Here is a 25,834-nt window from a genome sequence, read left to right as displayed (position 1 = left end):
TTTGTCTGTGGCAGATCAAAAGATCTACTCCATCAAAGACCTGAACCGATACATCCGGATGAAACTGGAATCGGATCAGGTCCTGTCGGACGTCTGGCTGCGCGGGGAGATTTCGAATTTCACACATCACTCCAGCGGCCATATGTATTTTACATTGAAGGATAAGGACAGCCGGATTAAGTCGATTATGTTCGCATCCCATAACCAGCGATTACCCTTTGTACCGAAGGAGGGTGCAAGGGTTATTGCTCGTGGTAATGTCTCGGTGTATGAACGGGATGGGCAGTATCAATTCTACGCTACCCATATGCAGCCGGACGGAATTGGAAGTCTGTATCTGGCTTACGAACAGCTGAAGAAAAAGCTCGAGGGTGAAGGGTTATTTTCACCTTCGCGAAAAAGACAAATCCCTCGTTATCCACAGACCATCGGGGTTGTAACTTCACCGACGGGAGCGGCGGTGCGAGACATCATGATCACACTCCAGCGCAGATACCCTTCTGCCAAAGTTGTTTTATATCCTGTTCTGGTTCAAGGCAAGGGTGCAGCACCTTCCATTGTCAAAGCGATTGGCAACCTGAACCGGATGGGAGAAGCCGATGTACTTATCGTTGGACGCGGAGGCGGTTCACTGGAGGAGTTGTGGGCCTTTAATGAGGAGATTGTGGCAAGAGCAATAGTCGCTTCGGATATACCTGTTATCTCTGCAGTTGGGCACGAAACGGACTTCACCATTGCCGATTTTGCGGCTGATTTACGTGCGGCAACGCCAACAGCTGCTGCGGAGCTAGCTGTACCTAATCGAGCTGAGTTGCTCGATCAGATTGCACAACGTCAGCGCCAGTTACAGCACAGCTTACGTCAACGTGCTGTACATAATCGTGAACGGCTCGCAAGATTGCAGCGTTCGCCAGTGCTGGTGCATCCAAGACGTACCTTGATGCAGCACACGGAACGACTGGATATGATGCACCAACGGCTTTTGAGAACAGTGGATACGCGTATGAAATGGACAGGAGAGAAGCAGGAGCGTCTGCGGGCAGCACTGCAACGATTCAATCCTCGTGAGCAGGTCAATGCAGCACGCCGTGAGAATGCGGCAGCACGCAGACAACTGGAACTTGCGATCAGGTCTATAACCAGATCGAAGCAGCATCAGTGGAAATCATCTGTGCGGCATCTGGATGCGCTTAGCCCGCTTAAAGTCATGTCACGGGGATACAGCCTTGTCTATGACGAGCAAGAACAGCGATTGATCAAGTCGACAAAGGATGTACAGCCTGGAGATTCAATTAAGATTAAATTAACAGACGGACAGCTGGACTGTCAGGTTTGGGGAATGAAGGAGGACGACAATACCCATGGCGAATGAACCGGAATTGAATTTTGAAGAGGCAATGGCGGCATTGGAAGACATCGTAGGTCAGCTGGAACATGGTGATGTTCCGTTGGAACAGGCTATCGATCTGTTTCAGCGCGGGATGAAACTTTCGCAACTTTGCGGTCTGAAGCTGGAACAAGTGGAACGCAAGATCGAGATGATCGTAGAAGAAGATGGAGAGCTTCGCAAGAAGCCTTTCGGAACTGCTGACGATGAGAGCGGTGAAGTCCATGAGTAATCGTCCTTCGTTTCAAGTGTACCTCGAAGAGGTCACAGCTGCGGTGACAGAAGCGTTGAAACACACGCTTCCCGATCACTGGGATGTACCCCAATCGTTGACGGATGCGATGCAGTACTCACTCATGGCCGGAGGCAAACGCCTTCGTCCTCTTCTGGTCGTTGCTGCGGCGGAAGCCTTCGGTGCACAGCGTACAGCTGCAATGCCGGTAGCCTGCGCCGTGGAGATGGTTCATACGTATTCACTGATCCACGATGACCTGCCTGCTATGGATAATGATGATTACCGCAGGGGAAAATTAACGAATCATAAGGTATATGGTGAGGCAACAGCCATATTGGCAGGCGATGCACTGTTAACCCATGCTTTTTATAGCATTGTTCAAGCTGGACGCCGTAGTGGTGTGGCGGCAGATGCGTTGCTGTCCATCGTAGAGGACATGTCCGAACTTGCTGGAGCAAGAGGCATGGTCGGCGGCCAAGTCGCGGATATGGAAGGCGAGCAAGGCATGACCGATCTTTCACAGCTCCAATATATCCATTTGCACAAAACAGGTGACCTGATTGTTTTCTCCCTCATTGCTGGAGCACGAATTGGTGGAGCATCGGAAGGACAATTGGAAGCCTTACGTGTGTTTGGACGTGATCTGGGGCTGGCGTTCCAGATTCAGGATGATATTCTCGACCTGACGGGTGACGAACAGAAGATGGGCAAGAAAACACAGAGCGATGTGAATCAGCAGAAGGTAACATATCCTTATTTTATTGGTATGGAAGCTTCTGTAGATGAAGTGAAGTCCCTTACTCAATCTGCAAAAGATGCACTTGAAAGAGCCGAGTTACCTGATGCATCCAGATTGCTAGAAATTGCAGATTACCTGATGAGTCGTGACCATTAGAATCTGACGGAGCGATCTGTTTCAAAAACTATGTAACCGTGTAATGAATGTAATGTCCTTTTCCGAGTAGATGGAAAGAGCTGTCCCGAGTGGATGCGGGAATACATATGGAGAAGAATTTTAAATAACTTGCTGGCGAGAATGCTCGTTATCGGGAGTATAGTGCAGTAAATTATGATTCTTGTTCTTTTATGTTATAATGATTTAATGTCATTTGATTCATAATGTATATATCGATTTACAACAATAACTAAACAATCTAGGAAAGCGGGGAGATTCTCGTGCTGCTTCCACAAATTAAACAACCCAGTGATCTAAAGTCGATGTCTCAGGATGATCTTGCCCTTTTGTCGGCAGAGATCCGGCAGTTTCTGATTGAGAAACTGTCTGTTACAGGTGGGCATCTCGCACCCAACTTAGGCGTGGTTGAGCTCACGGTAGCCCTGCATTACTGTTATAACAGTCCAGCTGACAAAATGATTTTTGATGTAGGGCATCAGGCTTATGTGCATAAAGTCCTGACAGGGCGTATGGATCGCTTTGATACATTGCGTCAACATAACGGTCTGTGCGGGTTTGTCAAACGCAACGAAAGTGAACATGATGTATGGGAAGCTGGACACAGCAGTACTTCATTGTCCGCTGCGATGGGGATGGCCCTTGCACGTGATCTCAAGGGTGAGGACAACCAAGTTATCGCGATGATTGGTGATGGAGCGCTTACAGGTGGTATGGCTTTTGAGGCCCTCAATCATATCGGTCATGAGCAGAGAAAACTGATGGTTATTCTGAATGATAATGAAATGTCCATTGCTCCAAATGTTGGGGCCATGCATAAATATTTGAGCAAGATTCGTTCGGATCGTCATTATCTGAAAGCGAAAGATGATGTCGAGGGAATGCTTAAAAAAATTCCTGCTATTGGGGATCGTTTGGCCAAATCGGCAAGCTGGATCAAAGATAGTGTCAAATATATGATGGTACCAGGTGTTCTTTTCGAAGAACTGGGCTTCACGTATTTGGGACCGATTGATGGGCATGATATTCCAAAATTGATTGAAACCTTCAAACAGGCAGATAACGTTGATGGTCCTGTGCTCGTTCACGTGCTCACGACCAAAGGCAAAGGTTATCAGCCAGCAGAAGCCGATTCGCACAAGTGGCACGGGATTTCTCCGTACAAAATTGAATCCGGTCAAGTGTTGAAGGCAGTCGGAAAACCGATGTACACGGAAGTGTTCGGTCAAACGTTAATTGATCTTGCGAAGCAGGATAAGCGGGTCGTAGCTGTAACGCCAGCAATGCCTACAGGATCAGGTCTCATTCCTTTTAGTAAGGAATTTCCTGACCGCATGATTGACGTAGGAATCGCAGAACAGCATGCGGCAACCATGTGTGCTGCACTGGCTATGGAAGGCTTGAAGCCGGTCTTTGCCGTGTATTCTACGTTTATGCAACGTGCATATGATCAGATTGTACATGATATTTGCCGTCATAACGCTAACGTAATGTTTGCTATTGACCGTGCCGGGTTTGTTGGTCCGGATGGGGAAACACATCAAGGGGTATATGATGTGGCATTTATGCGCCATATTCCAAATATCGTTCTGATGATGCCAAAAGACGAAAATGAATTGCGCCACATGATGAAAACGGCGCTTGATTATAATGAAGGTCCAATTGCTTACCGTTATCCACGAAACAATGTGGTCGGTGTACCTTTGGATGATGTACTTGTTCCGATTCCAATCGGATCATGGGAGCAACTGCGTTTATCGGAAGGATATGCTGTCATCGCTTCAGGTTCGATGGTGCAGCTTGCAGAAGAAGCAGCAGAGATGGTGAAGCGGGAAGGTATAACAGCAGGCGTAATCAACGCTCGCTTCTTGAAACCTCTTGACGAGCAAATGTTGCGTGATTTAGCTGTTCGAGGCACCAAATTGATTGTACTTGAAGAAACATCCCAAGCAGGCAGCATGGGTAGTGCAGTGCTGGAGTTTTATGCAGAACAGGGACTGCATGATGTTCATGTACAATTGATGGGAATTCCGGATCGCTTCATCGAGCATGGCAGTATTAAGGAACAACGTGAGGAAGTGGGTCTTACCGTCGAAAATGTATGTGCTGAACTGCGCAAGATGGCTGTTCAATCATCTTACGGCATACCCAAAACACGTTTTCCTTCGTAAATTTACATGATAGGAGACAGACATGTCACTCCCGAAAGAACGAATTGATGTTCTGCTGGTTGAGCAGGGCTATTATGAAAGTCGTGAGAAGGCAAAAGCTGCAATCATGGCTGGACTGGTATATGCCAATAATGAGCCGATCGAAAAGGCGGGCATGAAAATTCCAAGGGAAGCCGAGCTGAAAGTTAAAGGCTCGGTACATCCCTATGTCGGCAGAGGCGGATTGAAGCTCGAAAAAGCGATCCGTCATTTCGGCCTTGATATGAATGGACTTGTCATGCTCGACATCGGTTCATCCACCGGCGGTTTTACGGATTGTGCACTACAGCATGGTGCGTCTCACGTCTACGCTATTGATGTGGGCTATAATCAGCTCGACTGGTCTTTGCGTAATGATGAGCGGGTTACTGTTATGGAACGAACTAATTTCCGCTATGTGACTCCTGAAGATCTGGTGGGACCCGTGCCGAACTTTGCAAGCATTGATGTGTCGTTCATTTCATTGCGAATCATATTGCCGCCACTTCTGGCTCTCTTGAATCAACCTGCAGATATCGTTGCATTGATTAAACCTCAATTTGAGGCAGGGCGTGAAAAAGTAGGCAAGTCCGGTGTGGTACGTGATACGAAGGTACACAAGGATGTATTGCAGACGATGCTTCATTTTGCCAGTCAACTTGGTTTGCATCTGCAGAGTTTAACTTTTTCACCGATAACGGGTGGAGAAGGTAATATAGAATTTCTCGCACATTGGCGTCTGGAAGCACCAGAGGCCTCACAACCAGAGATCGATCCAGCTTCACTTGATGCACTTGCGGAGCAAGTTGCGAAGGAAGCAGCTCATACATTTACGGGAAACTCATCATAAGATGGGTTTCTTTTCGCTGGAAAGGTGATTGATGTAAAGGGAAATCGTTACTGAACCTCGAATATGTCTTCGAGGTGAGCGATAATGGATGGTCAATATGACACAATCGTTATAGTTGTACTTGCTGTCTGTTTGATCTTGTGGCTGTTCTTTGGCTTGCGTAATTGGGTGAACCGACCGATGCCGGTAAGCTTGTCTGGAATGCAACTGAACGTGAAGATTCAGGATTCGCCGGCCTTGGATTTGCTAGAAGCACAGGGTTACGAAGTCATCGGTGGCAAAATGAAAGTCCCTCTGGCTTTTGAGGCCAATGAATCCGTTTATTACAGCAGATTATTCATTGATTATGTTGCAGAACGTGAGGATCTCAGATACCTCGTGAAAACGTCTCGTCGCAGACAGCCAATTGAAATGACTGGCCCTGCGCTAAGGGATCGCTTCCTCAATTATCTGTTGTTATATCCTGGCTGTGAAGGATTGCTGTATGTTGACGTGGAGGATTCCGATATTAAGTTAATCAGGCTCATGGACTATCAGGAAGATGTGTATGATGGGGATGATCTGGACTAATATAAAAGAATGAACATTGCAGGGCAAAGTCTGCGGCGAATTACAAATGCTGCTTTATTGCAATACATCTAACTGGAGGCATATATGAAAGGACAAAGGCACATCAAGATTCGTGAAATCATTAGTCAAAATGAAATTGAGACCCAGGATGATCTGGTTGAAGCACTACGCAAATCAGGTTTTCAGGTGACTCAGGCGACGGTATCCCGGGATATCAAGGAACTTCTGTTAATCAAGATTCCGATGGATGACGGGAGATACAAGTACTCTTTACCGACAGATCAACGATATAATCCGATTCAAAAGTTGAAGCGTGCACTCGTTGACAACTTCTTGCACATTGATCACACAAACAATCTGGTTGTAATGAAATGTTTGCCGGGAACAGCGAACTCCATTGCAGCTTTGCTTGATAATATTGAGTGGAATGAAGTCATGGGCACGATCTGTGGAGATGACACCATTCTGATTATCTGCCGGACAGAAGGTAACAGTGTGACCGTTATTGAGCGGATCATGGGTTACATTGCTTAAAGTGCGTGTTCAAAAAGATTGGTTTTCAGTACCGAGAAGATGGGATGAAGCTAGAAATGGAGTAGCGGAGCGTAGGGAAACTACGTGAGCAACTGCAATGTTTCCGAAGGAAACATACTTCGTAAGCATCCCACTTATTTCGGCTGAATTCCATCTTCGATGCTGATGATGCCACAAGGCATCCTTCGTAATCAAAAGCGGATTTTTTGAACAACCTCTTGAATCAATGGTTCAAAAACATAATATCTGAGTTAGTCATCCGGAGGTGTTTTTGCAGATGTTAGTTACGTTATCGATTCGTAATCTGGCTGTGGTGGAAGAAGTGGATGTTGTATTCCACCCGGGATTCCATGTACTTTCAGGGGAAACGGGTGCAGGTAAGTCGATTATTATAGATGCGCTTGGCTTAATTGCCGGTGGACGAAGTTCAGCGGATCTGATCCGCTACGGATGTGAGAAGGCAGAGATGGAAGCCTTGTTCGAGATGGAGCAGAGTCATCCGGTATGGCAGACATTAGAGAAGTTGGGTATCCATTGTGAGCCTGAAGAGCATCTGGTCATTCGACGTGAACTGAACACACAGGGGAAAAGTACGTCCCGCATTAATGGGCAATTGGTCAATCTGACCATGCTGCGGGAAGTAGGCGAGAAGCTGATCAATATTCATGGACAACATGAACATCAGAGTTTGCTGCGTGCAGAGAGCCATCTGGGGCTTCTCGATACTTATGGCTCGGAAGTCATCGGACCGATCAAAGCGAAGTACCAGGAGCGCTACAGCAAGTTTATCACGGCGGAAAAGGAACTGCGTGCGCTTCAGGAGTCCAGTCAGCGGGCATATCAACTCTTGGACATGTATCGCTTTCAGCTTGAGGAGATCGCAGCAGCAAGCCTTACACAAGGCGAGGATGAATTACTCGGGGAAGAACGGGTCAAACTATCCCATAGTGAGAAAATGATGGACAGTGTTGCTGGTGCATATGATCTGCTCAGTGGTCAACGCGGACTTGAAGCTGTGAGCATTGCTCTTTCAAGAATTGAAGACATCTCTGGATATGATAGTAAAGGACTGCAACCAATCGTAGAACAGCTGCAATCCGCATTTTATCAATTGGAAGATGCAACATTTCAGTTAAGGGATTACCGGGAGAAGATTGAATTTAATCCGGCAAGGCTGGAAGAAGTGGAGCAAAGGCTGAATCTGATTTCTGGCCTCAGACGGAAATACGGGGACAGTGTTGAACTTATTCTGAGTTATTATGATCAGATTAGCCATGAAACCGACCAACTGGAGAACAAGGACGAACGGCTGGAGAAATTGCGAGCTGAACGTGACAAAATGCTTAACCTTGTGATGGAGTCTGCTGAAGAGCTCAGCAAGATTCGTAAACAATGCGCCGAGGAACTAGCTGCACAGGTGGAAAGCGAGCTCAAGGATCTGCAAATGGAGCGGACTACATTGCGTGTTCAGATTACTCCTTTCGAAGATCCAAAGGGCATTGAATGGAATGGACGTCGTATTCGTCTGAATCGTCATGGTGCGGACAATGCGGAATTCCTGATCTCACCGAATCCGGGCGAGCCATTACGACCACTTGGCAAGATTGCTTCAGGTGGTGAGCTGTCGAGAATGATGCTGGCGATGAAGAGTATCTTTGCGCGACATGACCGGATACCTGTGTTGATTTTTGATGAAGTTGATACTGGAGTTAGCGGTAGAGCAGCTCAATCCATTGCGGAAAAACTGTTCCGCTTGTCTTCGACTTGTCAGGTTTTCTCAATAACTCACTTACCACAAGTAGCTTGTATGGCAGATCATCAGTATCTCATTGAGAAACATGTCTACGATGGACGGACGATGACGCAGGTGGAATCGCTGTCAGACGAAGGCAGAGTGAAGGAATTGGCACGTATGCTGGGCGGCGTGGAAATTACAGAAAAAACGCTGCATCACGCACAGGAAATGCTGAATTTGGCGGAAGCCAAAAAAGGGTGAAACGGACGGCTGGCGTAATGATTGACAGTAATAAAAGCCTGGGGGCGAGGTTATCTTATAGGTACGCAATTGGCGACCACCTTTCGTCAAGCGAAAGAAGCAAAGGGAGTGTGACAGCCATTGAATTCCCCCCTCAGGAAGAAATTGCTAGGTCTTTTATTTGCCTTCTTTCTTTGTGTGATTAGCCAGGCCATTCAGCCTGTGCAAAGTTATGCTTCACTGCCGGATGAATTGCAAGTGTTTGCTGGCAGGCAAGCGGATGTCCGGCTCGCTGTACCTGCTGTTTCAAGCGCCGTTGTAGATCGACCAGATATTGTTGGTTTGGATGATCAGGCAGCGATGCATGTTACCAGGCAACAACCTTTGCATCTTCACCCTCAACAGACGGGACATGCGAAATTAACGTTAAAGTTGTGGGGTAAAATTCCGGTCAAAACAGTCCATGTGAATGTGATACCGGATTTGCGTGTTGTACCCGGGGGACAAACGATTGGCGTCAAAGTTAAATCGGCAGGCATTCTGGTGGTTGGACATCATCTGGTCCGTTCCGGTCAGGATGAGCGTGTATCGCCCGGAGAAACAGCGGGCATTAAGCTCGGAGATCTGATTACGCATATGGATGGAAAACGTCTGGATGGCGTAGCAGGTGTCTCTGAAGCCGTTGAACTTGCAGGGAAAAGTAAAAAAGGTATTGATGTTGTGTTAAAACGCGGTAAGGAAACGGTGAAGACACGATTAACTCCGGCGTATGACTCCGAGGATCAAGCGTGGAGGCTTGGATTGTACATTCGTGATTCTGCAGCCGGTGTTGGCACACTTACCTTCTATGCTCCCGATCAGGGCGTATACGGCGCGCTGGGTCATGTCATTACAGATATGAACACACAAACATCTATTGTTGTGGGTAGTGGTCAGATTGTTCAGTCGAATGTGACGTCCATTTCTAAAAGTGAAACCGGTGATCCGGGTGAAAAACGTGCTCATTTCCTCAAGGAAAGCAAAATTTTGGGCAATATTGAACGTAATACGGCTTTTGGTATCTTTGGTAAAATGTCCGGAAATCCTGAGCACAGTCTGTATTCGAAAGGTATTCCCGTCGCTTTTTCTCATGAAGTCAAAGAAGGACCGGCCGAAATACTTACCGTGGTTGACGGTCAACAAGTTGAACGCTTCTCCATTGACATTGTTCATGTGGCAGATCAAACTGAACCAGCAACAAAAGGTCTGGTGCTTCGAATCACGGACCCGAAACTGCTGGATAAGACCGGAGGTATCGTTCAAGGGATGAGTGGCAGCCCCATTGTACAAAATGGTAAGTTGATCGGTGCAGTTACTCATGTATTCGTGAATGATCCAAAATCGGGTTACGGTTGCTTCATTGAATGGATGTTACAAGATGCTGGCGTTATGATGAAAAAGGAAAACGATAAGAACCTCAAGGCTGGTTAAACAGCCCTGAGGTTCTTTTTTGTCGAAAGCAAACATAATATATCGGATAATGAAATAAATTATTTATTATATAGGATCAAGAAAAAAAAATAAAGAAAAATAATTTTCGACAGGAGGAATTTAACTTGCTGTGTCGAAAATTAAACGTGTAAGGAAATGTACGAAACGATGTTTAATTTAAAGGAGGATACCGTTTTGCAAAAAATTGAGGTATTGCTGGCCGATGATAATCGTGAATTTACGAATTTGCTTGCCGAATATATATCTGAACAGGAAGATATGGAAGTAACCGGTATTGCATACAATGGAGAAGAAGTACTGCAATTGCTGGAGCAAACTCGGGATGTGCCGGATGTATTGATTCTGGATATTATCATGCCTCACCTGGACGGACTGGGCGTGCTTGAGCGCTTGCGCGACCTGAACCTGTCTCCACAGCCTAAAGTCATTATGCTTACGGCATTCGGACAAGAGAATATCACACAGCGTGCCGTGCAACTCGGAGCTTCTTATTATATTCTCAAGCCGTTTGACATGGAAGTGCTTGCGAATCGTGTGCGCCAACTGGTGGGAACACAGACAGCGATGTCCACAAGCAGCGGATCATCCATGTTCATGAAATCCAATGTTGTGCCAATGGGCAAACACAAAAATCTGGATGCAAATATTACGTCCATCATACATGAAATCGGTGTTCCTGCGCATATTAAAGGATATCAGTATTTGCGCGAAGCGATTACGATGGTATATAACAATATCGAAATTTTAGGTGCCATCACCAAAACACTGTATCCAGCGATTGCCGAAAAATTCAAAACCACGCCGTCCCGCGTCGAACGTGCCATCCGCCATGCCATTGAAGTGGCATGGACTCGCGGTAACATCGACAGCATCAGCCACTTGTTTGGCTACACGATCAACATCAGCAAGTCGAAACCAACAAATAGCGAGTTCATCGCGATGGTTGCTGACAAGCTGAGAATTGAGCATAAGGTAAGCTGAAAGGGTCAGGAGTAGTGAGCTGGCAAGTATAGTTTGAATTCAGATTAGATTCTAGCCAAATGGATTTTTGGGTCCTATATCTGAATTCGTTCATTTCATGCCGATAAACTTCTGTAATATATGCCAACGAATACCGTCATTTATTGGATTAGATATCCAGTAATTGACGGTATTTTTGCATAACGAAATAATACAGATCATGATGATGGAATTTAGTTTTGCATGATTGATTTTGAAATTTGAGATTACGTAATAAAGAAAGCTCCCTATAGCAAAATTCAGAAAAGAAATATTTCATAAACTTTTACCCTCAGTTAACGCTTTTTCAAGTAGAAAGTGGTACGATGTGACCATTGACAAAGACCTACATATATATTTGAAAAGTTCGGATAAGATGCAACGAACAGAGGAGTAGAATAGTATGTTTACGCAAATAGGGGAGATTGCTGAACCAATTCCTGTAGTACAATCTGATACAAAATGTGATATCGTCTATCATCTTTTCAAGTCCAATCCTAGTCTGGAAGGTATAGCTGTTATGAGGGAGAAGGGGGTGTCATTGATGATGCGGCCCCGATTCTTTCAGCAGATTGGCACCCAGTATGGCTATAATCTGTATATGGGACGTCCTGTAGAACTGGTGATGAACACGCAGGCACTGGTCGTGGATTATTCGGAACAGATTACAGATGTCAGTGTTCTAGCCATGGACCGAGATGAAGGGGAAATATATGATCTTGTGTTGGTCACGTCAGGGGAAAGTTTCTTTGGAGCTGTGAGTATTCGGCGTTTGCTACTCGCTGTTGCTGATGTACGGGCTGAAATGGCGATTTTTATGAACCCGCTGACTGGTCTTCCAGGTAATCATATCATAGATGAAAGGTTGTCTCAGGCTCTTCAGATGGACCATTTTAGCGTACTGTACGTTGATCTCGATCAATTCAAATCCTACAATGATAGCTACGGCTTCAAAATGGGGGATCAGCTTATTCAGGCGACAGCTAACTTGCTTCGCAAGCTATTTGTTCCCCCTGAAGCTTTTCTTGGACATATCGGTGGTGATGATTTCATTACAATCCTGAATCACCATGATTACAAATATATTAGTGAGGAAGTCATCTCAGGTTTTGAGGAAATGAAAAAGACATTCTACAACGAACATGATTGGCATAATCAATATGTTCTGGGGGAAGGACGTTCCGGGCTAAATCGGCCCATTCCTCTTGTGTCGGTATCCATCGCCGTTGTAACCAATAGCAAGCGGAAATATGAAAACATAGATCAGATTATTGATGAGGCCACACGCATCAAAAAAGGTTGTAAAGCGATTGCTGGAAGTATCATCTGTGCAAATGATACCGCTACTACTCCGTGCTAGAAATAAAATTACGAGAACGTAGAGGACAGAGAGAACCTGAAGATGTGGGTCTAAAAGCTTTCTGTAAGAAAGCTTCTTCGGAAGCTGAGGCTTCGCCTCTATACTCATAACGTTAAAATACAGAAAAACCGCTATTTATCAGGAGTTAGTCACCTGTAATAGCGGTTCTATCATTGGATGCGAGTCAAAGGTTGTGTAGCAAACGAGCCTCTTTAATCTTTAAGCTCATTATGTATACATAAAATTATGTTTGATCAATGCGCACTCAGATTCGAATATCGACGGATGGATATGAAGCAGCAGGAGAGGTAGAAGCCGTAGTTTGCGGACCATTTCCTGATTCCTGATCTGTGGTTCCGCCATCTGATGGGTGCTCCTTACTTCCCGTTTTCTTTCCTTCATTTACTTCCTGATCTTCTTCTCCAGATGTTGCAGAGATAGGTGATTGTACTCCCTTTTTAGGTGCGGGCTGATGGATCTCTTCCACCAGTTCCCCAATCTTCTGATTGACCTTGTTTAACTGGGAGTTGATGTCCTGAACAACCTCTCGCTTTGCCTGAAAGACAGTGCGCTCTGAGTTTTCCAGCATCATTGATTTGCCTAGATCGAGATCATTTGCGGGAGGATTGATCTCGAGAACAAGTCGGTCAAAGCGGGTTTCTCCTTCGGTGGTCTGAATGGAGCCCTGCATGCGATCACGCAAACCGACGAGCTTACCCAATTGATCATAAGTCTGACTATGCTTGATCAGATGATCGAGTGAAGGGGCTTGTACCTCGTCGGTTGGTTTGGGTTGTTGCTGTTGAGCCTTTTCGGGCTGTCTTAATTTGTTCTTTTCTTGCAATTCTTCAGCTTTAATTTGGGCAATCTGGCTGTCGATCTGGGAAATAGAGCTTGTTAGGGATTTGATTCGCTGAGCTTTGGTTTTGGTATCCAACTCGTCATTGGTTTTTACACCTTGCATTTCTTCATTGAGCCGGATCTTCTGCTGCATGAGTCCCTGAATTTCTTTATCCCGATTGGAGACTTGATTCCCGGGAGTGAAACTGCTTTTGGTTGCAGATGAGATTGAATTCATATCCTCTGTTCTCCTTCTCCGCTTTATCATGGTTCTATTTACATATATCGGATGTTAAGAGAAGGATTTGAATAGCTCTTGTTTCATCGCAATGGATTCATTTAAACCGGTTGTATTGCGTACTTCATCATAATAATTGATAATGGTTATCAATAAGCGAGTGGAAGTTCAGACACAATCTATGTAGACGGAGATGGGTTAGCAAAATGTGGAATGATTATTATATCCTCTGGAACTATGCTGCGGTGAGTATAACAGATATCCGTTACATGGAATTAGAGGCATATGAAGAGATGAAATACAAATTTCCGACAAGTACCTTTGTACTCACCATTCAGGGTGATGCTGGAGTGACGATTGACAATCAAACATATGAAGTGAGTCGCTTTTATATTTTTCATGGGGGAAAAGGGAGTAAGTTGATGATTCGAGCAGGCGAATCCGGATTGCGCCTATATTACTTGATGTACAAAGCAAACCTTCCTAGTGGAGGGAGAAACGATCTGGGAAGGTTAATGGAGCGTATCAATCCGTTCCAAATGAACTATGGCTTTACCACCGATATGCCAACCATTCTATATGAGCAATTGAAACAGATGCACTTTTTGTGGGATCAAAAGAACCCTATTCAGCACTTTCAGGCCAAGAGTTTGTTCTATGCATTTGTGGAACAGGTCTCATCACAGATTCCTCGTGTATCCACTCGTTATCCAAGTATGTTGGATCAGGTCAGCAAAGTCATTGAAATTGTAGAGTCTTCGTACACCCAGCCACTTACACTTCATGTTTTGGCAGAAATGATTGGCACCAGCCCAAGAAGTTTGTCACGCAAGTTCAAGCAGTCGACTGGAACCAGTCCCATCGATTATCTGATTCAGTTTCGTTTGTTCAAAGCCAAGGAGATGTTGCTGCAAACGGACGCCACGTTGGATGAGATCGCTGTAGGAATCGGTTATCCGGATGGATATTATTTGGGGCGTATGTTCAAGAAACATACAGGTCTTTCTCCTTTGCAATTTAAAGAAAAGACCTCAGCACCCCTATATTGGCCTGATCTGACATCAGGTGTGGCGCGAAATGACATTTTCAGAGGTGGAAGTGGAAGGTATGTTTATACTGATGGTGATAATCATTATCAATATAAACACGGAGGGTCAATAAATATGAACAGACAGACAAGAACGGGAATGCTGCTTAGCATTTTATTAAGTCTTACGTTACTGCTAAGTGCCTGCTCAACAGGTGTTGCCAGTAATTCGAGCGGGGATGCTTCTGGAAGCAAAAGTACATCAAGTTCCACGAACACAGTAACAGCGGAGAATCAAAGCAAATCATCGGAACCCCGCACAGTCTCAACGGTTAAGGGAGACATTACAATCCCTGCTGAACCTAAACGGATTGTGGTTGACTTGTATCTGGGAAGTCTGATCGCCCTGGGGATCAAACCTGTGGGTACACCCGAGATGAACCTGAAAAATCCTTATTTTATCAAATCACTTGAGGGCGTGCAGAATATTGGTGAATATGAAACCATCTCTCTAGAAAAGGTGTTGGAACTTGAACCGGATCTCATTGTGACAGGTAATCCTGATTTATTTGATTCCTTTAGCAAAATTGCACCTACCCTGGTTGTTCCATATGGCGAATTGAAAAACACCCATGAAGAGATTGCCTACTTTGGAGAAGTGCTGAATAAAGAAAAAGAATCCGAGGCATGGTTAGCTGATTATGACGCAAGAATTGCAGATGCCAAGAAGCGCGTGGGTGAGGCGATTGATCCAACAGCCGAGGTGTCGGTCATGCAGTTTTATGATAAAGGACCGTTGGCCTTTGGTGATAATTTTGGTCGGGGAGGTCAGGCAGTCTATAGCGCGCTTGGTTTGAATGCTCCTGCAGATAAAAAAGAGATCTTAATGAAGGATCAACTGGTTGAAGTTTCATCGGAAGCGATTCCTGAATTTGCCGGAGACTACATTATTCTAACAGCAGATAATCTGACCCTGGAAGAGTTGAAATCGAAACCGGTCTGGAGTTCACTGGATGCGGTTAAGAATGATCGAGTGTTTATTTGGAGCCGGGATCGTTCATGGTACTTTGACCCGATTGCAACATTGGATCAGACTGAGGAATTGGCCGCGTGGTTTACGAAGATATCTGGACAAAAATAAATGTAACCTGTGCTTAATGAGATGAAATCCAATTCCACTCTAAATTTCAGTTGATAATGAAAATTATTATCATCTATAATAAAAGGAATATTAGTGAACCTCTGCTACGCATATGTTATAAGGATTTGCGGCAGAATGATGACCTTTACCTTGTAAAGTCTTTGTTACGGGTGTGCTGGGATTGGAGAGTATTCGATGCAATTAGACGAACAGATGAAATGCTGGAATCATGCCGCTGTTAAGGTTCTGGATATACGCCGAATCGTTATGGAGGCAGGAGCACAACTGGATGCCTATACACTTCCGGCAAATGGTTTTATATATACGATTCGAGGATCGGCTGTGCTTCAATTGGATGGACAAACATACAAGGCAGAGCGGTTCTACATGCTTCATGGGGCCAAAGGATCTTCACTGGATATCCAAACCAACGAAGATTTCGAATATATTTTGCTCTATTACAGAGCATTCCTTGCCTTCCCTAGTTATCGTAAAAAGTGGTTATTGGCACAGCCGGAAGTTGCACCGTTCTCTTTGCAATATGGATTTGCACCGAGTAGTCCGCTGGGGCTGTTACGTTACCTTGATGAGCTTGAGGATGCGTGGATACAATCTGGCAGTCTGGATCTGCTTCATACAAAAAGTTTGTTTTACCAGTTCATTCATGAAATGATGGTTCAATTGGCAGAGCAGGAGATCAAAACAGAGCTTGCTGACCCGGTGAAACAAACACTTCGTTATATACAGAAGCATTATAGGGAACAGGTCACACTTGATTTCCTGGCTGAACAGTTCAACTACAGCTCCCGACATTTATCCATGCAATTCAAACGACAGACGGGTCACAGTCCCATTGATTATTTAATTCAGACTCGAATCGCTAAGGCTCGCAATCTGCTTTTGCGATCTGATGCAACGCTGAGTGAAATTGCAGCAGAAGTAGGATATTCGGATGTGTATTATTTTAGTCGTATCTTCAAAAAACATGTGGGGATCTCTCCGATTCAGTATCAACGAAAGATAAGAGAAGAAGCGAGAGCAGAGGATCGTCCATTGGTAATCTCTGAATCGTCCATTGGCCGAAGATGGAAGTCGGGATATATTGATTATGAGAATCATTATCAATATATAGACGGAGGGTCTACACCAATGAAAAGAAAAAAAACAAGTTCTAGTATGATTATGGTTGCATTATTGAGCATAACGATGCTGCTCGCAGCCTGCTCTTCAGGTACAGCAACAACACCAGCAGCTGGCGAAGGAACGGGTGCCAGTTCCAATAACAGCAGTACGGCAGTATCATCAGACACAGGAAGCCAGACGAACAAAGACAATGAAACACGCACGGTCTCAACGGTTAAGGGTGACGTAGTTGTTCCAGCGAATCCAAAACGGGTTGTTGTATTGTATCTCCAGGGGGATGTCGTTGCACTTGGAGTTAAGCCAATCGCTACCTCAGATGTATATGACGGGGCTGCATACAAGAGTGAGCTAGAGGGTGTAAACGCATTGGGTACCTGGTTTGAACCGAATCCTGAAGCTGTCATTGATCTTGATCCGGATCTGATCATTGTTCCTTCAGAAGAGACGTATACGTTATTAAAAGATATTGCACCTACGGTATATATTCCGTATGAGAAATTGACTACCGAAGAGAGACTTCATGATATAGCAAGTATCTTTGGCAAAGAACAGGAAGCCGAGACGTTAATCACCAATCTCAACAACAAAGTCGAAGAGAGTAAAAAAACTCTTGCAGATGCAGGCATACTGGACAAAACAATCTCCATTGTGGAGGGTGGTTTGAAAGGTATGGTTATTGTAGAGAGCAAACAATTTGGCCGTGGATCTCAGGCGGTATATGAATACTTGGGAATGAAAGCACCTGAAGTCGTACAGAAAAAAATTGATGTAGTTTCGGAAGCGGGAGGCTCTAATTTATCCATGGAAGTACTGCCTGAATATATCGGGGACTACGTGTTTCGCTCTGTGTATGAAGGGGCAGATAACTTGACGGATAATCCAATATGGAGCAGTATCCCAGCGATCAAAGAAGGTCGTCTAATTGAGATTGATTTCGATTTCTTCTATTATTCGGATATCTATTCAATTAATAAACAACTTGATTTTGTCGTTGAAAAGCTGTTGGCGGCTCCAAGAGCGCAATAGTAAAGAGAAGATGTGTTCGTAGAATTTTTGTACAAGAAATGTTTGTTTTTTAGCCATTGTATTTTGATAAGATTACCATTACACTAGGATTTAAGTGATAATGAGAATCGATATCAAATACTCGATGTTCTGGATCGAATTAACGGAGGTATTTTTAATATGAATCAGCAGTTGGAACTTTATGATGTAACCATTATCGGCGGTGGCCCTGCGGGCATGTACTCTGCCTTTTATAGCGGCATGCGAGATATGAAGACCAAGTTGATTGAGGCACGTGACAGATTGGGAGGTCGCATGCTCTTTTATCCGGAGAAAATGATCTGGGATGTCGGGGGTGTGACGCCAATTCTGTGTGAAGATCTGATTAAACAATTGGAAGAACAGGCCAGAACTTTTGAGCCAACCCTCGTATTTGAACAACAGATCGAAGGATTCGAGCGTCAACCTGATGGCACAATTCTGTTAACTTCTGCAACAGGTGAGCAACACTGGACACGTACCGTCATTATGGCAATCGGATATGGTATATATAAAATGGCCAAGCTGGAGCTTGAAGGTGCAGACCGCTATGAGGTTAGCAATTTGCACTATACTGTGCAGGAACTAGAACCATTCCGTGGTAAACGTGTGTTGATCTCGGGTGGAGGCGACTCTGCTGTGGACTGGGCGAATGAACTGGAAGCACTGGCAGAGCAAGTTACGGTTGTGCATCGTCGTGACCGGTTTGGCGGGTTGGAGCGTAATGTACTACGTATGAGAGAATCATCTGTAGATGTCCGTACACCATATGCGGTAGAGACACTGCATAGTATGAGTGGTGATGTGATTGAACAGGTGACCATCTCACACGTGGATACAGGTGAAACTGAACTGCTTGAAGTCGATGCTGTCATTGTAAACCACGGCATGAAGAGTGACTTTGGTCCAATCCGGGATTGGGGACTTGATCTTGGCGAATGGCATGTCACTACAACAGAGAGATTGCAAACCAATATTCCCGGCGTGTTTGGCGCAGGCGATTTTGTAGATTATGGTAGCAAACTGTACCTGATTGCGGGTACTTTCACAGATGCAGCGCTAGCGGTAAACAGTGCGAAGCTTTACATGGACCCTGAAGCGGAAAAAGTGGCTTATGTTTCTTCCCATAACAGCCGCTTTAAGGAGAAAAATAAAGCTCTAGGTGTTGTAGAAGAATAAAAGTCTTCGATCGGTTATATTAAGATGACTTCGGGTTCATTCCGAAGTCATCTTTTTTGCATAAAATGGGTAATAAGAAGGCATAATGGCACAAGATAGAACACGCTTAGAATTGAACATGAACCACCAAATGTCTATAATAAGGCTGAGAAACTGTAGAATGACACTATATAAGTTGAAATAATCATTTACACGATAACGGAGAGGACAGAAAAAATCTGAAAAAGCGAAGCGGTCGCCTTTATCACCGGATTTTCCCTTAAGAAAAAGGGAATCGAAAAAATCTGGGGATAACAGCGATTGGAAGATTGTTCTGTCATCGTAGTGTCAGTGTAAATAAACTTTAATTCAACTTATATAGATACAATAACTAGGTCAGAGTGGAGTGCAGCGTATGAAAAAGGGATCACAGCCACAACGAGGTTTCACCTTCATCCAGCGGTGGTTCAAACGATCTGATATGAAAAAGATCAAATGGTCTGAATTGTATCTCGCACTGGCTGGCGCACTTCATCGCTTGTTGGTTGAAGGGCGGCGTGAACGTTTAGCAGCCAAACGGTTGCGTCAGGACTTACCTATTAACGCGTTGGGCGAAATGAAGCTAGAGCCAGGGGATATTGTGTACACGCCAAGCTCGGAATCGACGTATTACGCCGGGCATATGGGCATTATTGGTCTCGACGGCAAGGTGTATCATGTGCACCCTTATGGGCCTGTATTTGCTGATTCATTAGAGTGGTATCTCACGCGGTTTTATGAAGGAGATCGCTTCATTGTATTCCGTTCCAGATTGAATGAGGCAGGAATGAAAGCAGCCGGGTGGGTACATGACCATTACAAGCAGGTGAAATTCTACCGTTTGCAGACCAATCTGCGCAGTATTGAGCGCAATTATTGCTCTAAGTTTATATATCAGGCCTATCAGTTCACATCGGGACTGGATCTGTGGAGCCGCAAATTTACCCGAATGAATCAGGGTTATATCTATCCATTTCGAATTGAGCGCTCATCAGAGCTGGACGTTCTGGGAACTTTTTATAAATAAGGCTGGAACCGACTAAAATACTGTTCTTCCGAAAATAAGGAGAGCAGGTTCTGTCGGTTTTTTTTGTATGTGTAGAGATTAAAAACAGGAAAAACGCTCAAAACGTCGAATAGATTATGAGATAGGCACGCACAACTTGGAATCGTATACATAAAAAAAGTCGAGATGATTTTTAGCCCAGAGTACAAAAATGACTACGAAGTAGACGAACAAGAAAGAGTGAAGCGAGATGAAATGGCCGGGTTTCTTACAACGATTCCGACCGAACAAAAACGTGGTTAAGCTATCGGACTATATCCCAAAAAAGGAAAGGAGGCACTACTGTTCCATATGCAAGAAAAACGTTAAATCGGTCGTACATTATGCGGCGCCACAGGGAAATGTTTCAGGTGTATGCAGTTCTTGTAAGTCTTTGGCGGATGAACGTGGAATGTTTCCCATTTAATAAGAAGAGATGCGCTCAGGAAATAAGAATTTTTTGATTTATGCGCGTTTTTGTAGTACATTAGCAAATGTATTCGAAGGAGGATTCTAATGTACTCAGGTAGACAAGACGATACTTTATACATCATGACCTACACCTTAAACAGCGGTATCAAGGGTACGGTTCCACTGTCTAATAAGCAGATTATTGAGTGGCTGGATTGCTACAGAAATGAGAAGCGCTTCGTGACCGAAATCGGCAAGGAGTTTTTTGGATTGAATGCAGGATTGGTAGCAGACTTTAAGGTTCAAAATCATTTATCGGATTATCAGCAGACCATTATGCCCACACAGCAGCAGGATAACCTGGAACGCTTGTCCAGTGCTTATAAATCAACCGAGTTATTAATGAAGATTGATTGTAAATGTGGCACGGCTTATGTGACGGAATCTCCATACAAGCGCACAAAATGGTACTGTACAAAGTGTAAAGAGATTGTATTTTTGGATGCCAAAAAAGGAATGGTGGAAACGTCGCGTGGTGACGCTTACTACATGACCAACAAATATTTTGTTTCCCGGGACTAGCGGGAAGTGACTCTGGAAGCATCGCTGCGAAGCGGTGCTTTTTTGTGCGAATGTTTGCTCTATAACAACAAAAAAAGCCCCAAGGGGCCTTTTTGGAAGATATCTAAGATCTTTTAGGAATTATGATGAGCATTCAACTTTGTGAGGAGGAATGAAGCAGCAACGACAGCGTGGCTCGTAAGCTTCTGAATCGCCAATCATGACAACCGGACCCAAGGTAACAGGCTCCCCATTGACGATACGTTGCGTAAAGGCTGCATCCGGGCTGCCACATACCGCACAGAAAGCCGAGAGTTTCTCAATGTCGTCTGCCATGGCAAGCAAACCACCGACATATCCGAATTCCTTACCACGGTAATCCATATTAAGTCCGTCCACAATGACATGTTTGCCGCAATACGCTAACTCCGAGACAAGTTCCATAATGGCACTGCTGAAAAATTGTACTTCATCAAATGCAACAACATCAGCATCTATGGTTTGGTTCAAGATCATTTCTACGGATTCCGGGGTTAATTGCCGGGGAATGGAATGGGCAGGGAGTCGATAACCAATTCGGCTTACGATCTCGTCCTGGGCAAACCGATTATCCTCGGCTGGTTTGTAGGCCACAACCTTTTTACGGCCAAATTGTATTAATTTCTGACAACGGCGAATGAGTTCACCGGATTTTTCACTGAACATGGGTCCAGTAATTACGGTAATACGTCCTGTTTGCACGGTGCTGCTACTCCTCTCACATACGGGATTCAACAAAAAAAGCGACCTTTACAGAGTACCACAAAATCTTTGGAAAGAGCCAGAACTAATCTGCGCAGCTTTGTGTTACTATATGGATTGTTAAGGTATTGGTTACGGCAGCTAGTTAACAGGAGTTGTGAAAAGAGGTGTTTAGTATGAGTGAAGCATTAACATCACTTCAAGAGCGATATGAAAGCCTGAAAGAACAGGGATCTCTAGATGAAGCGGCGCAGGCATTATTTGCAGTACTGTTCGCAGAAGCGGAGAGACTGCAGGCAAGTAACCTTACCTTGCGTAGAACGATCTTGAAGTCTTCTTCCAAAGAATCACGTATGTCTACCAAACTGCGGGAAGCCTTATACGAATGACCCGGAGATTACTCCGGGTCCTCTTCTGTCTTTAATTTGCGAGGGAATAGAATACCTGCTGTAATTCGGGCAATCATGGCAAAGGTGAGACCAATGCCTGCAAACATGTAGATCACGGTAAAGGCTTTGCTGAATCCGGTGGTTGGCACAAATTCAGGATGTCCCACCGTAGTCAGGGTAACCGCACAGAAGTATAACGCATCGATCCAGTGCAGACCTTCAACACGAGTGTAAAATAAAGTGCCTGACAGCAACGTTGCTGCCGTTAACGCGAACAGAGCCAGAAACTTGGGGTCTTTGAACGCATGGAAAATGCCTTTGAGCAATCGTTGTAACGTGATTAGAAATGATACCATGATGATCCATCCTGTCTATGTAAAGTAGGCGGTGTGTTGTATGAACACACAAAAAGCCCGGACTCATGGAGTCCTTCCGGGCGTCTCTGCTTTTTCGGGTACACTTTTGGACCGGAAACGGGGACCTACATAATTACGCTTGCGGTCACGGAACAGGATCCAGCCTCCCAGAAAACTCATACCTGCGGCAAAAAGGACAAGTCCACCGCCAAAGGAAAGCCACTGGAATCCTGGTGAAATCAGTTCGTTACCGTGCTCGGCATAATATAGGAACAGGGCATCTTTCATCATCAGAAAACCCTTCATTGCCATTAACCCGGGGATGACCAGGACAACAATTGCCAAAAATCGCGTAAAGACCAATCTTGTATTCATGAGCATTATACCCTTTCTGCCAAAGTCGACATTAAATAAAGGTTACGCTTACAGATCATACCTGATTCCATCATAGCTTGGAATGCATAGGCTGTCCATGTGTGATTGCTTCAAACTTTGAGTTGACCGCTCAAGGAGAGTACAATGGCATATAGAGGGTATAAGCCAAACCATGATTTAAGCCATCATAAATTATATTGAAATTTGATTCATAGAGGAGAGCATGAGAGATGCCAATTACATGTGATGTTGCAATTCTTGGAGGAGGAACCGGTGGATATGTAGCCGCGATCCGGGCTGCACAGCTGGGAAAACAGGTCGTTATTATTGAGAAAGACAAGCTTGGTGGAACCTGTCTGCATCGTGGTTGTATTCCGAGTAAGGCTTTGCTGAAAAGCGCGGAAGTATACGCCGAAATCCAGGAGAGCGAGACGTATGGTATCGAGACAGCTGGAGCTACACTTGTATTTCCCAAAGTACAGGCGCGCAAGGATGCAATTGTCGAACAGCTCCATCAGGGCGTTCAATATTTGATGAAAAAAAATAAAATTCAGGTTGTACACGCGAAAGGTCGCGTCATCGGACCATCCATTTTCTCACCGCAGAGCGGAGCAGTCGCTGTGGAGTTTGAAGATGGAGAGATGGATACGGTAGTTCCAACCAATCTCATCATTGCCACTGGTTCGCGTCCACGTGTGTTGCCGGGCCTGGAACCGGACGGCAAATTCATAATGAGCAGCGACGAAGCACTGCGTATGGATGAACTTCCTGCATCACTCATCATTGTCGGTGGGGGTGTGATTGGATTGGAGTGGGCATCCATGCTGAATGACTTTGGCGTAGACATCACAGTAGTAGAAGCAGCTGCTCACGTGTTGCCTGCCGAGGATGAGGATGTTGCCAGAGAAATGCAGCGATTGCTCGGCAAACGAGGTGTCCGTTTCCTGACAGGTGCCACCGTTCTAACCGAAACATATAACACGGATCAAGAGGGCATCCAGATTGATGTGCAGCTTGGTGAAGATAAGCAGGAAACGCTGAGAGCGGAGAAAATGCTCGTGTCGGTTGGACGTCAGGCTAATGTCGAAAATATCGGACTCGAAAATACAGATATCAAACTGGAGCGTGGATTCATCGCTGTGAACAAACAGTTACAGACCGGCGAAGGTCACATCTACGCCATTGGTGACTGCATCGGCGGTTTACAGCTTGCACATGCCGCAAGTCATGAAGGCATTCTCGCTGTCGATCATCTGGCGGGCGAAACGGTACATGCCGTAGAATCCCACCGTATCCCGCGCTGTGTGTATACACGTCCGGAAGCAGCAAGCATCGGATTCACCGAGCGAGAAGCCAAAGAACGTGGCTATGAACTTAAAACAGGCAAGTTCCCATTTTCGGCCATTGGCAAATCGCTCATTCACGGAAGTCGGGATGGATTCGTGAAGGTGATCGCAGATGCCAAGACGAATGATATATTGGGGGTACATATGATTGGCACCCATGTGACGGAATTAATCGCTGAGGCTTCTCTGGCTCAGATGCTGGATGCCACACCTTGGGAAGTCGGACAAACCATTCATCCGCACCCTTCTCTGTCGGAAATTATGGGTGAAGCCATGTTGGCGGTCGATGGAAAGGCCATTGGAATGTAAGTCAAACAAGCTTATGAGAAAGGTCCTTTCCTTTTTTGGGTAAAAGGGATTATAATAAGGTTAAGCCAAGTCTTAGTACCAGGTTATAAGATCGGGTAGTAAGTATGGCACAGGCTCTGATTAAAAGGAGGTACCTCATATGAGTTCACAAGGTACTGCAGACGCGGTCCACCGGCATCAACAGCTGGGACTTAGCGATGGTGAAGTATTGGATATGTACAAATACATGCTGCTCGCGCGCAAGTTTGACGAGCGTTGCTTGCTCTTGCAACGGGCTGGCAAAATTAACTTTCACGTATCCGGTGTAGGACAGGAAGCTGCGCAAGTAGGCGCTGCTTTTGGTCTGGATCGGGATCACGATTATTATTTACCTTATTACCGCGATTACGGTTTTGTACTGGCGGTAGGCATGACTCCGCGTGAGTTGATGTTGTCTGCTTTTGCGAAGGCGGAAGATCCGAATAGTGGCGGTCGGCAAATGCCCGGTCACTTCGGTCACAAAAAGCTGCGGATTGTGACGGGTTCCAGCCCGGTTACAACACAGGTTCCGCACGCTGTTGGATTTGCACTGGCTGCCAAAATGAAGAAGCAAGAATTTGTTTCTTTTGTTACGTTTGGCGAAGGATCAAGCAATCAGGGTGACTTCCACGAGGGAGCCAACTTTGCAGGTGTGCATAAATTGCCTGTCATTATTATGTGTGAGAACAATCAATATGCAATTTCGGTACCGATTCACAAACAGTTGAGCGGCAAAATATCCGATCGAGCACAAGGATACGGGTTCCCCGGACTGCGTGTAGATGGTAACGATGCATTAGAAGTATATGCTGCAGTGAAGGAAGCGCGTCGCCGTGCCATAGCCGGGGAAGGCCCGACATTGATTGAAGCGATGATGTATCGGTTGTCACCTCACTCCACCTCCGATAATGATCTGGCTTACCGGACCAAAGAGGAAGTTGAGGAGAACTGGAAGAAAGATGGCGTTCCTCGCATGAAGAACTACTTGATCGATTGTGGCATCTGGGACGAAGCTCGGGATGCGGATCTGGCTTCCCAGCTTGCGCTGGAAATGAAAGAAGCAACTGAATATGCAGACAACGCGCCATATCCTAAACCTGAGGACACTCTGACGCACGTTTATGCGGACAGCGAAGAAGGGGGACGGTAA

At 45.2% G+C, this 25,834-nt stretch carries 23 protein-coding genes; 19 read left to right on the top strand and 4 right to left on the bottom strand.

Annotation, left to right across the window (positions count from 1 at the left end):
• Window positions 1–7: 7 nt before the first annotated feature.
• The 11 genes from xseA to J2Z28_RS18025 all read left to right on the top strand — a co-directional run bounded on the left by xseA (window position 8) and on the right by J2Z28_RS18025 (window position 12,503).
• Window positions 8–1,372, top strand: a complete 1,365-nt coding sequence (gene xseA / locus J2Z28_RS18075; protein WP_211083530.1) for an exodeoxyribonuclease VII large subunit — start codon at window positions 8–10, stop codon at window positions 1,370–1,372.
• The gene (gene xseB, locus J2Z28_RS18070) at window positions 1,362–1,619 is read left to right on the top strand and encodes an exodeoxyribonuclease VII small subunit (RefSeq protein ID WP_017687599.1); all 258 of its coding nucleotides are present in this window, start codon (window positions 1,362–1,364) and stop codon (window positions 1,617–1,619) included. Before xseA ends, xseB begins: the two co-directional genes overlap by 11 nt.
• Window positions 1,594–2,517, top strand: coding sequence for a polyprenyl synthetase family protein (locus tag J2Z28_RS18065; protein WP_211083529.1), 924 nt, complete (start codon window positions 1,594–1,596; stop codon window positions 2,515–2,517). The genes xseB and J2Z28_RS18065 overlap by 26 nt, the downstream gene beginning before the upstream one ends.
• Window positions 2,518–2,798: 281 nt before the next feature.
• On the top strand, window positions 2,799–4,706 hold the full coding sequence (gene dxs / locus J2Z28_RS18060; RefSeq protein WP_211083528.1) for a 1-deoxy-D-xylulose-5-phosphate synthase: 1,908 nt from the start codon (window positions 2,799–2,801) through the stop codon (window positions 4,704–4,706).
• Window positions 4,707–4,728: 22 nt separating this feature from the next.
• Window positions 4,729–5,574: a TlyA family RNA methyltransferase gene (locus tag J2Z28_RS18055; RefSeq protein ID WP_211083527.1), complete on the top strand. Its 846-nt coding sequence runs from the start codon at window positions 4,729–4,731 to the stop codon at window positions 5,572–5,574.
• An 84-nt stretch (window positions 5,575–5,658) separates the two neighbouring features.
• Complete coding sequence (locus J2Z28_RS18050) at window positions 5,659–6,144, top strand: hypothetical protein (protein WP_211083526.1); 486 nt, start codon at window positions 5,659–5,661, stop codon at window positions 6,142–6,144.
• Window positions 6,145–6,228: 84 nt separating this feature from the next.
• Complete coding sequence (ahrC, locus tag J2Z28_RS18045) at window positions 6,229–6,678, top strand: transcriptional regulator AhrC/ArgR (RefSeq protein ID WP_017687604.1); 450 nt, start codon at window positions 6,229–6,231, stop codon at window positions 6,676–6,678.
• A gap of 277 nt (window positions 6,679–6,955) precedes the next feature.
• Window positions 6,956–8,674, top strand: coding sequence for a DNA repair protein RecN (gene recN / locus J2Z28_RS18040; RefSeq protein WP_211083525.1), 1,719 nt, complete (start codon window positions 6,956–6,958; stop codon window positions 8,672–8,674).
• A gap of 120 nt (window positions 8,675–8,794) precedes the next feature.
• On the top strand, window positions 8,795–10,123 hold the full coding sequence (gene spoIVB, locus J2Z28_RS18035) for a SpoIVB peptidase (RefSeq protein WP_036675010.1): 1,329 nt from the start codon (window positions 8,795–8,797) through the stop codon (window positions 10,121–10,123).
• A 195-nt stretch (window positions 10,124–10,318) separates the two neighbouring features.
• The gene (spo0A, locus tag J2Z28_RS18030) at window positions 10,319–11,125 is read left to right on the top strand and encodes a sporulation transcription factor Spo0A (protein ID WP_017687607.1); all 807 of its coding nucleotides are present in this window, start codon (window positions 10,319–10,321) and stop codon (window positions 11,123–11,125) included.
• Window positions 11,126–11,546: 421 nt separating this feature from the next.
• Window positions 11,547–12,503 (top strand): GGDEF domain-containing protein, encoded by a 957-nt coding sequence (locus tag J2Z28_RS18025; protein ID WP_211083524.1) that lies wholly within the window; start codon window positions 11,547–11,549, stop codon window positions 12,501–12,503.
• 265 nt (window positions 12,504–12,768) lie between these two features.
• On the opposite strand, the gene J2Z28_RS18020 is transcribed toward J2Z28_RS18025, so the two are convergent.
• Window positions 12,769–13,581 (bottom strand): FlxA-like family protein, encoded by an 813-nt coding sequence (locus J2Z28_RS18020; RefSeq protein WP_211083523.1) that lies wholly within the window; start codon window positions 13,579–13,581, stop codon window positions 12,769–12,771.
• A gap of 206 nt (window positions 13,582–13,787) precedes the next feature.
• On the opposite strand from J2Z28_RS18020, the gene J2Z28_RS18015 reads away from it, so the two are divergent.
• The 5 genes from J2Z28_RS18015 to J2Z28_RS17995 all read left to right on the top strand — a co-directional run bounded on the left by J2Z28_RS18015 (window position 13,788) and on the right by J2Z28_RS17995 (window position 21,171).
• Complete coding sequence (locus J2Z28_RS18015; RefSeq protein ID WP_211083522.1) at window positions 13,788–15,749, top strand: AraC family transcriptional regulator; 1,962 nt, start codon at window positions 13,788–13,790, stop codon at window positions 15,747–15,749.
• Window positions 15,750–15,944: 195 nt separating this feature from the next.
• Entirely contained in the window at window positions 15,945–17,918 is a 1,974-nt protein-coding gene (locus J2Z28_RS18010) for an AraC family transcriptional regulator (RefSeq protein ID WP_211083521.1), read from the top strand.
• Window positions 17,919–18,077: 159 nt separating this feature from the next.
• Window positions 18,078–19,115, top strand: a complete 1,038-nt coding sequence (locus J2Z28_RS18005; RefSeq protein ID WP_047843595.1) for an NAD(P)/FAD-dependent oxidoreductase — start codon at window positions 18,078–18,080, stop codon at window positions 19,113–19,115.
• A gap of 394 nt (window positions 19,116–19,509) precedes the next feature.
• Window positions 19,510–20,160, top strand: a complete 651-nt coding sequence (locus J2Z28_RS18000; RefSeq protein ID WP_211083520.1) for a hypothetical protein — start codon at window positions 19,510–19,512, stop codon at window positions 20,158–20,160.
• A gap of 534 nt (window positions 20,161–20,694) precedes the next feature.
• On the top strand, window positions 20,695–21,171 hold the full coding sequence (locus J2Z28_RS17995; RefSeq protein ID WP_017687614.1) for a hypothetical protein: 477 nt from the start codon (window positions 20,695–20,697) through the stop codon (window positions 21,169–21,171).
• Window positions 21,172–21,291: 120 nt separating this feature from the next.
• Here the strand turns inward: J2Z28_RS17995 and J2Z28_RS17990 are convergent, their stop codons facing one another.
• On the bottom strand, window positions 21,292–21,891 hold the full coding sequence (locus tag J2Z28_RS17990) for a thymidine kinase (protein ID WP_017687615.1): 600 nt from the start codon (window positions 21,889–21,891) through the stop codon (window positions 21,292–21,294).
• Between the two features lie 176 nt (window positions 21,892–22,067).
• Between J2Z28_RS17990 and J2Z28_RS17985 the strand changes: the two genes are divergently transcribed.
• Complete coding sequence (locus tag J2Z28_RS17985; protein WP_211083519.1) at window positions 22,068–22,280, top strand: hypothetical protein; 213 nt, start codon at window positions 22,068–22,070, stop codon at window positions 22,278–22,280.
• Window positions 22,281–22,288: 8 nt separating this feature from the next.
• Here the strand turns inward: J2Z28_RS17985 and J2Z28_RS17980 are convergent, their stop codons facing one another.
• Window positions 22,289–22,636, bottom strand: a complete 348-nt coding sequence (locus J2Z28_RS17980; RefSeq protein ID WP_036607883.1) for a potassium channel family protein — start codon at window positions 22,634–22,636, stop codon at window positions 22,289–22,291.
• Between the two features lie 63 nt (window positions 22,637–22,699).
• A complete protein-coding gene (locus J2Z28_RS17975; RefSeq protein ID WP_211083518.1) occupies window positions 22,700–23,017 on the bottom strand; it encodes a DUF2627 domain-containing protein in 318 nt (105 codons plus the stop codon).
• Window positions 23,018–23,241: 224 nt separating this feature from the next.
• Between J2Z28_RS17975 and lpdA the strand changes: the two genes are divergently transcribed.
• Both lpdA and J2Z28_RS17965 read left to right on the top strand, forming a co-directional pair.
• Entirely contained in the window at window positions 23,242–24,666 is a 1,425-nt protein-coding gene (gene lpdA, locus J2Z28_RS17970) for a dihydrolipoyl dehydrogenase (RefSeq protein ID WP_211083517.1), read from the top strand.
• A gap of 139 nt (window positions 24,667–24,805) precedes the next feature.
• Complete coding sequence (locus tag J2Z28_RS17965) at window positions 24,806–25,834, top strand: thiamine pyrophosphate-dependent dehydrogenase E1 component subunit alpha (protein ID WP_017687620.1); 1,029 nt, start codon at window positions 24,806–24,808, stop codon at window positions 25,832–25,834.

It is taken from the genome of Paenibacillus xylanexedens (assembly GCF_017874615.1).
GTDB classification, from domain to species: Bacteria; Bacillota; Bacilli; order Paenibacillales; family Paenibacillaceae; genus Paenibacillus; species Paenibacillus xylanexedens.
This window is presented reverse-complemented; position numbering and strand designations above follow the sequence as displayed.

What these genes read in the sequence shown, in the direction of transcription:
- xseB (WP_017687599.1), top strand. Translation starts at nt 1,362, where the DNA reads ATGGCGAATGAACCGGAATTGAATTTTGAAGAGGCAATGGCGGCATTG.
- J2Z28_RS18065 (WP_211083529.1), top strand. Translation starts at nt 1,594, where the DNA reads ATGAGAGCGGTGAAGTCCATGAGTAATCGTCCTTCGTTTCAAGTGTAC.
- J2Z28_RS18055 (WP_211083527.1), top strand. Translation starts at nt 4,729, where the DNA reads ATGTCACTCCCGAAAGAACGAATTGATGTTCTGCTGGTTGAGCAGGGC.
- J2Z28_RS18050 (WP_211083526.1), top strand. Translation starts at nt 5,659, where the DNA reads ATGGATGGTCAATATGACACAATCGTTATAGTTGTACTTGCTGTCTGT.
- ahrC (WP_017687604.1), top strand. Translation starts at nt 6,229, where the DNA reads ATGAAAGGACAAAGGCACATCAAGATTCGTGAAATCATTAGTCAAAAT.
- recN (WP_211083525.1), top strand. Translation starts at nt 6,956, where the DNA reads ATGTTAGTTACGTTATCGATTCGTAATCTGGCTGTGGTGGAAGAAGTG.
- J2Z28_RS18025 (WP_211083524.1), top strand. Translation starts at nt 11,547, where the DNA reads ATGTTTACGCAAATAGGGGAGATTGCTGAACCAATTCCTGTAGTACAA.
- J2Z28_RS18020 (WP_211083523.1), bottom strand. Translation starts at nt 13,581, where the DNA reads ATGAATTCAATCTCATCTGCAACCAAAAGCAGTTTCACTCCCGGGAAT.
- J2Z28_RS18015 (WP_211083522.1), top strand. Translation starts at nt 13,788, where the DNA reads ATGTGGAATGATTATTATATCCTCTGGAACTATGCTGCGGTGAGTATA.
- J2Z28_RS18010 (WP_211083521.1), top strand. Translation starts at nt 15,945, where the DNA reads ATGCAATTAGACGAACAGATGAAATGCTGGAATCATGCCGCTGTTAAG.
- J2Z28_RS18005 (WP_047843595.1), top strand. Translation starts at nt 18,078, where the DNA reads ATGAATCAGCAGTTGGAACTTTATGATGTAACCATTATCGGCGGTGGC.
- J2Z28_RS18000 (WP_211083520.1), top strand. Translation starts at nt 19,510, where the DNA reads ATGAAAAAGGGATCACAGCCACAACGAGGTTTCACCTTCATCCAGCGG.
- J2Z28_RS17995 (WP_017687614.1), top strand. Translation starts at nt 20,695, where the DNA reads ATGTACTCAGGTAGACAAGACGATACTTTATACATCATGACCTACACC.
- J2Z28_RS17985 (WP_211083519.1), top strand. Translation starts at nt 22,068, where the DNA reads ATGAGTGAAGCATTAACATCACTTCAAGAGCGATATGAAAGCCTGAAA.
- J2Z28_RS17980 (WP_036607883.1), bottom strand. Translation starts at nt 22,636, where the DNA reads ATGGTATCATTTCTAATCACGTTACAACGATTGCTCAAAGGCATTTTC.
- J2Z28_RS17975 (WP_211083518.1), bottom strand. Translation starts at nt 23,017, where the DNA reads ATGCTCATGAATACAAGATTGGTCTTTACGCGATTTTTGGCAATTGTT.
- lpdA (WP_211083517.1), top strand. Translation starts at nt 23,242, where the DNA reads ATGCCAATTACATGTGATGTTGCAATTCTTGGAGGAGGAACCGGTGGA.
- J2Z28_RS17965 (WP_017687620.1), top strand. Translation starts at nt 24,806, where the DNA reads ATGAGTTCACAAGGTACTGCAGACGCGGTCCACCGGCATCAACAGCTG.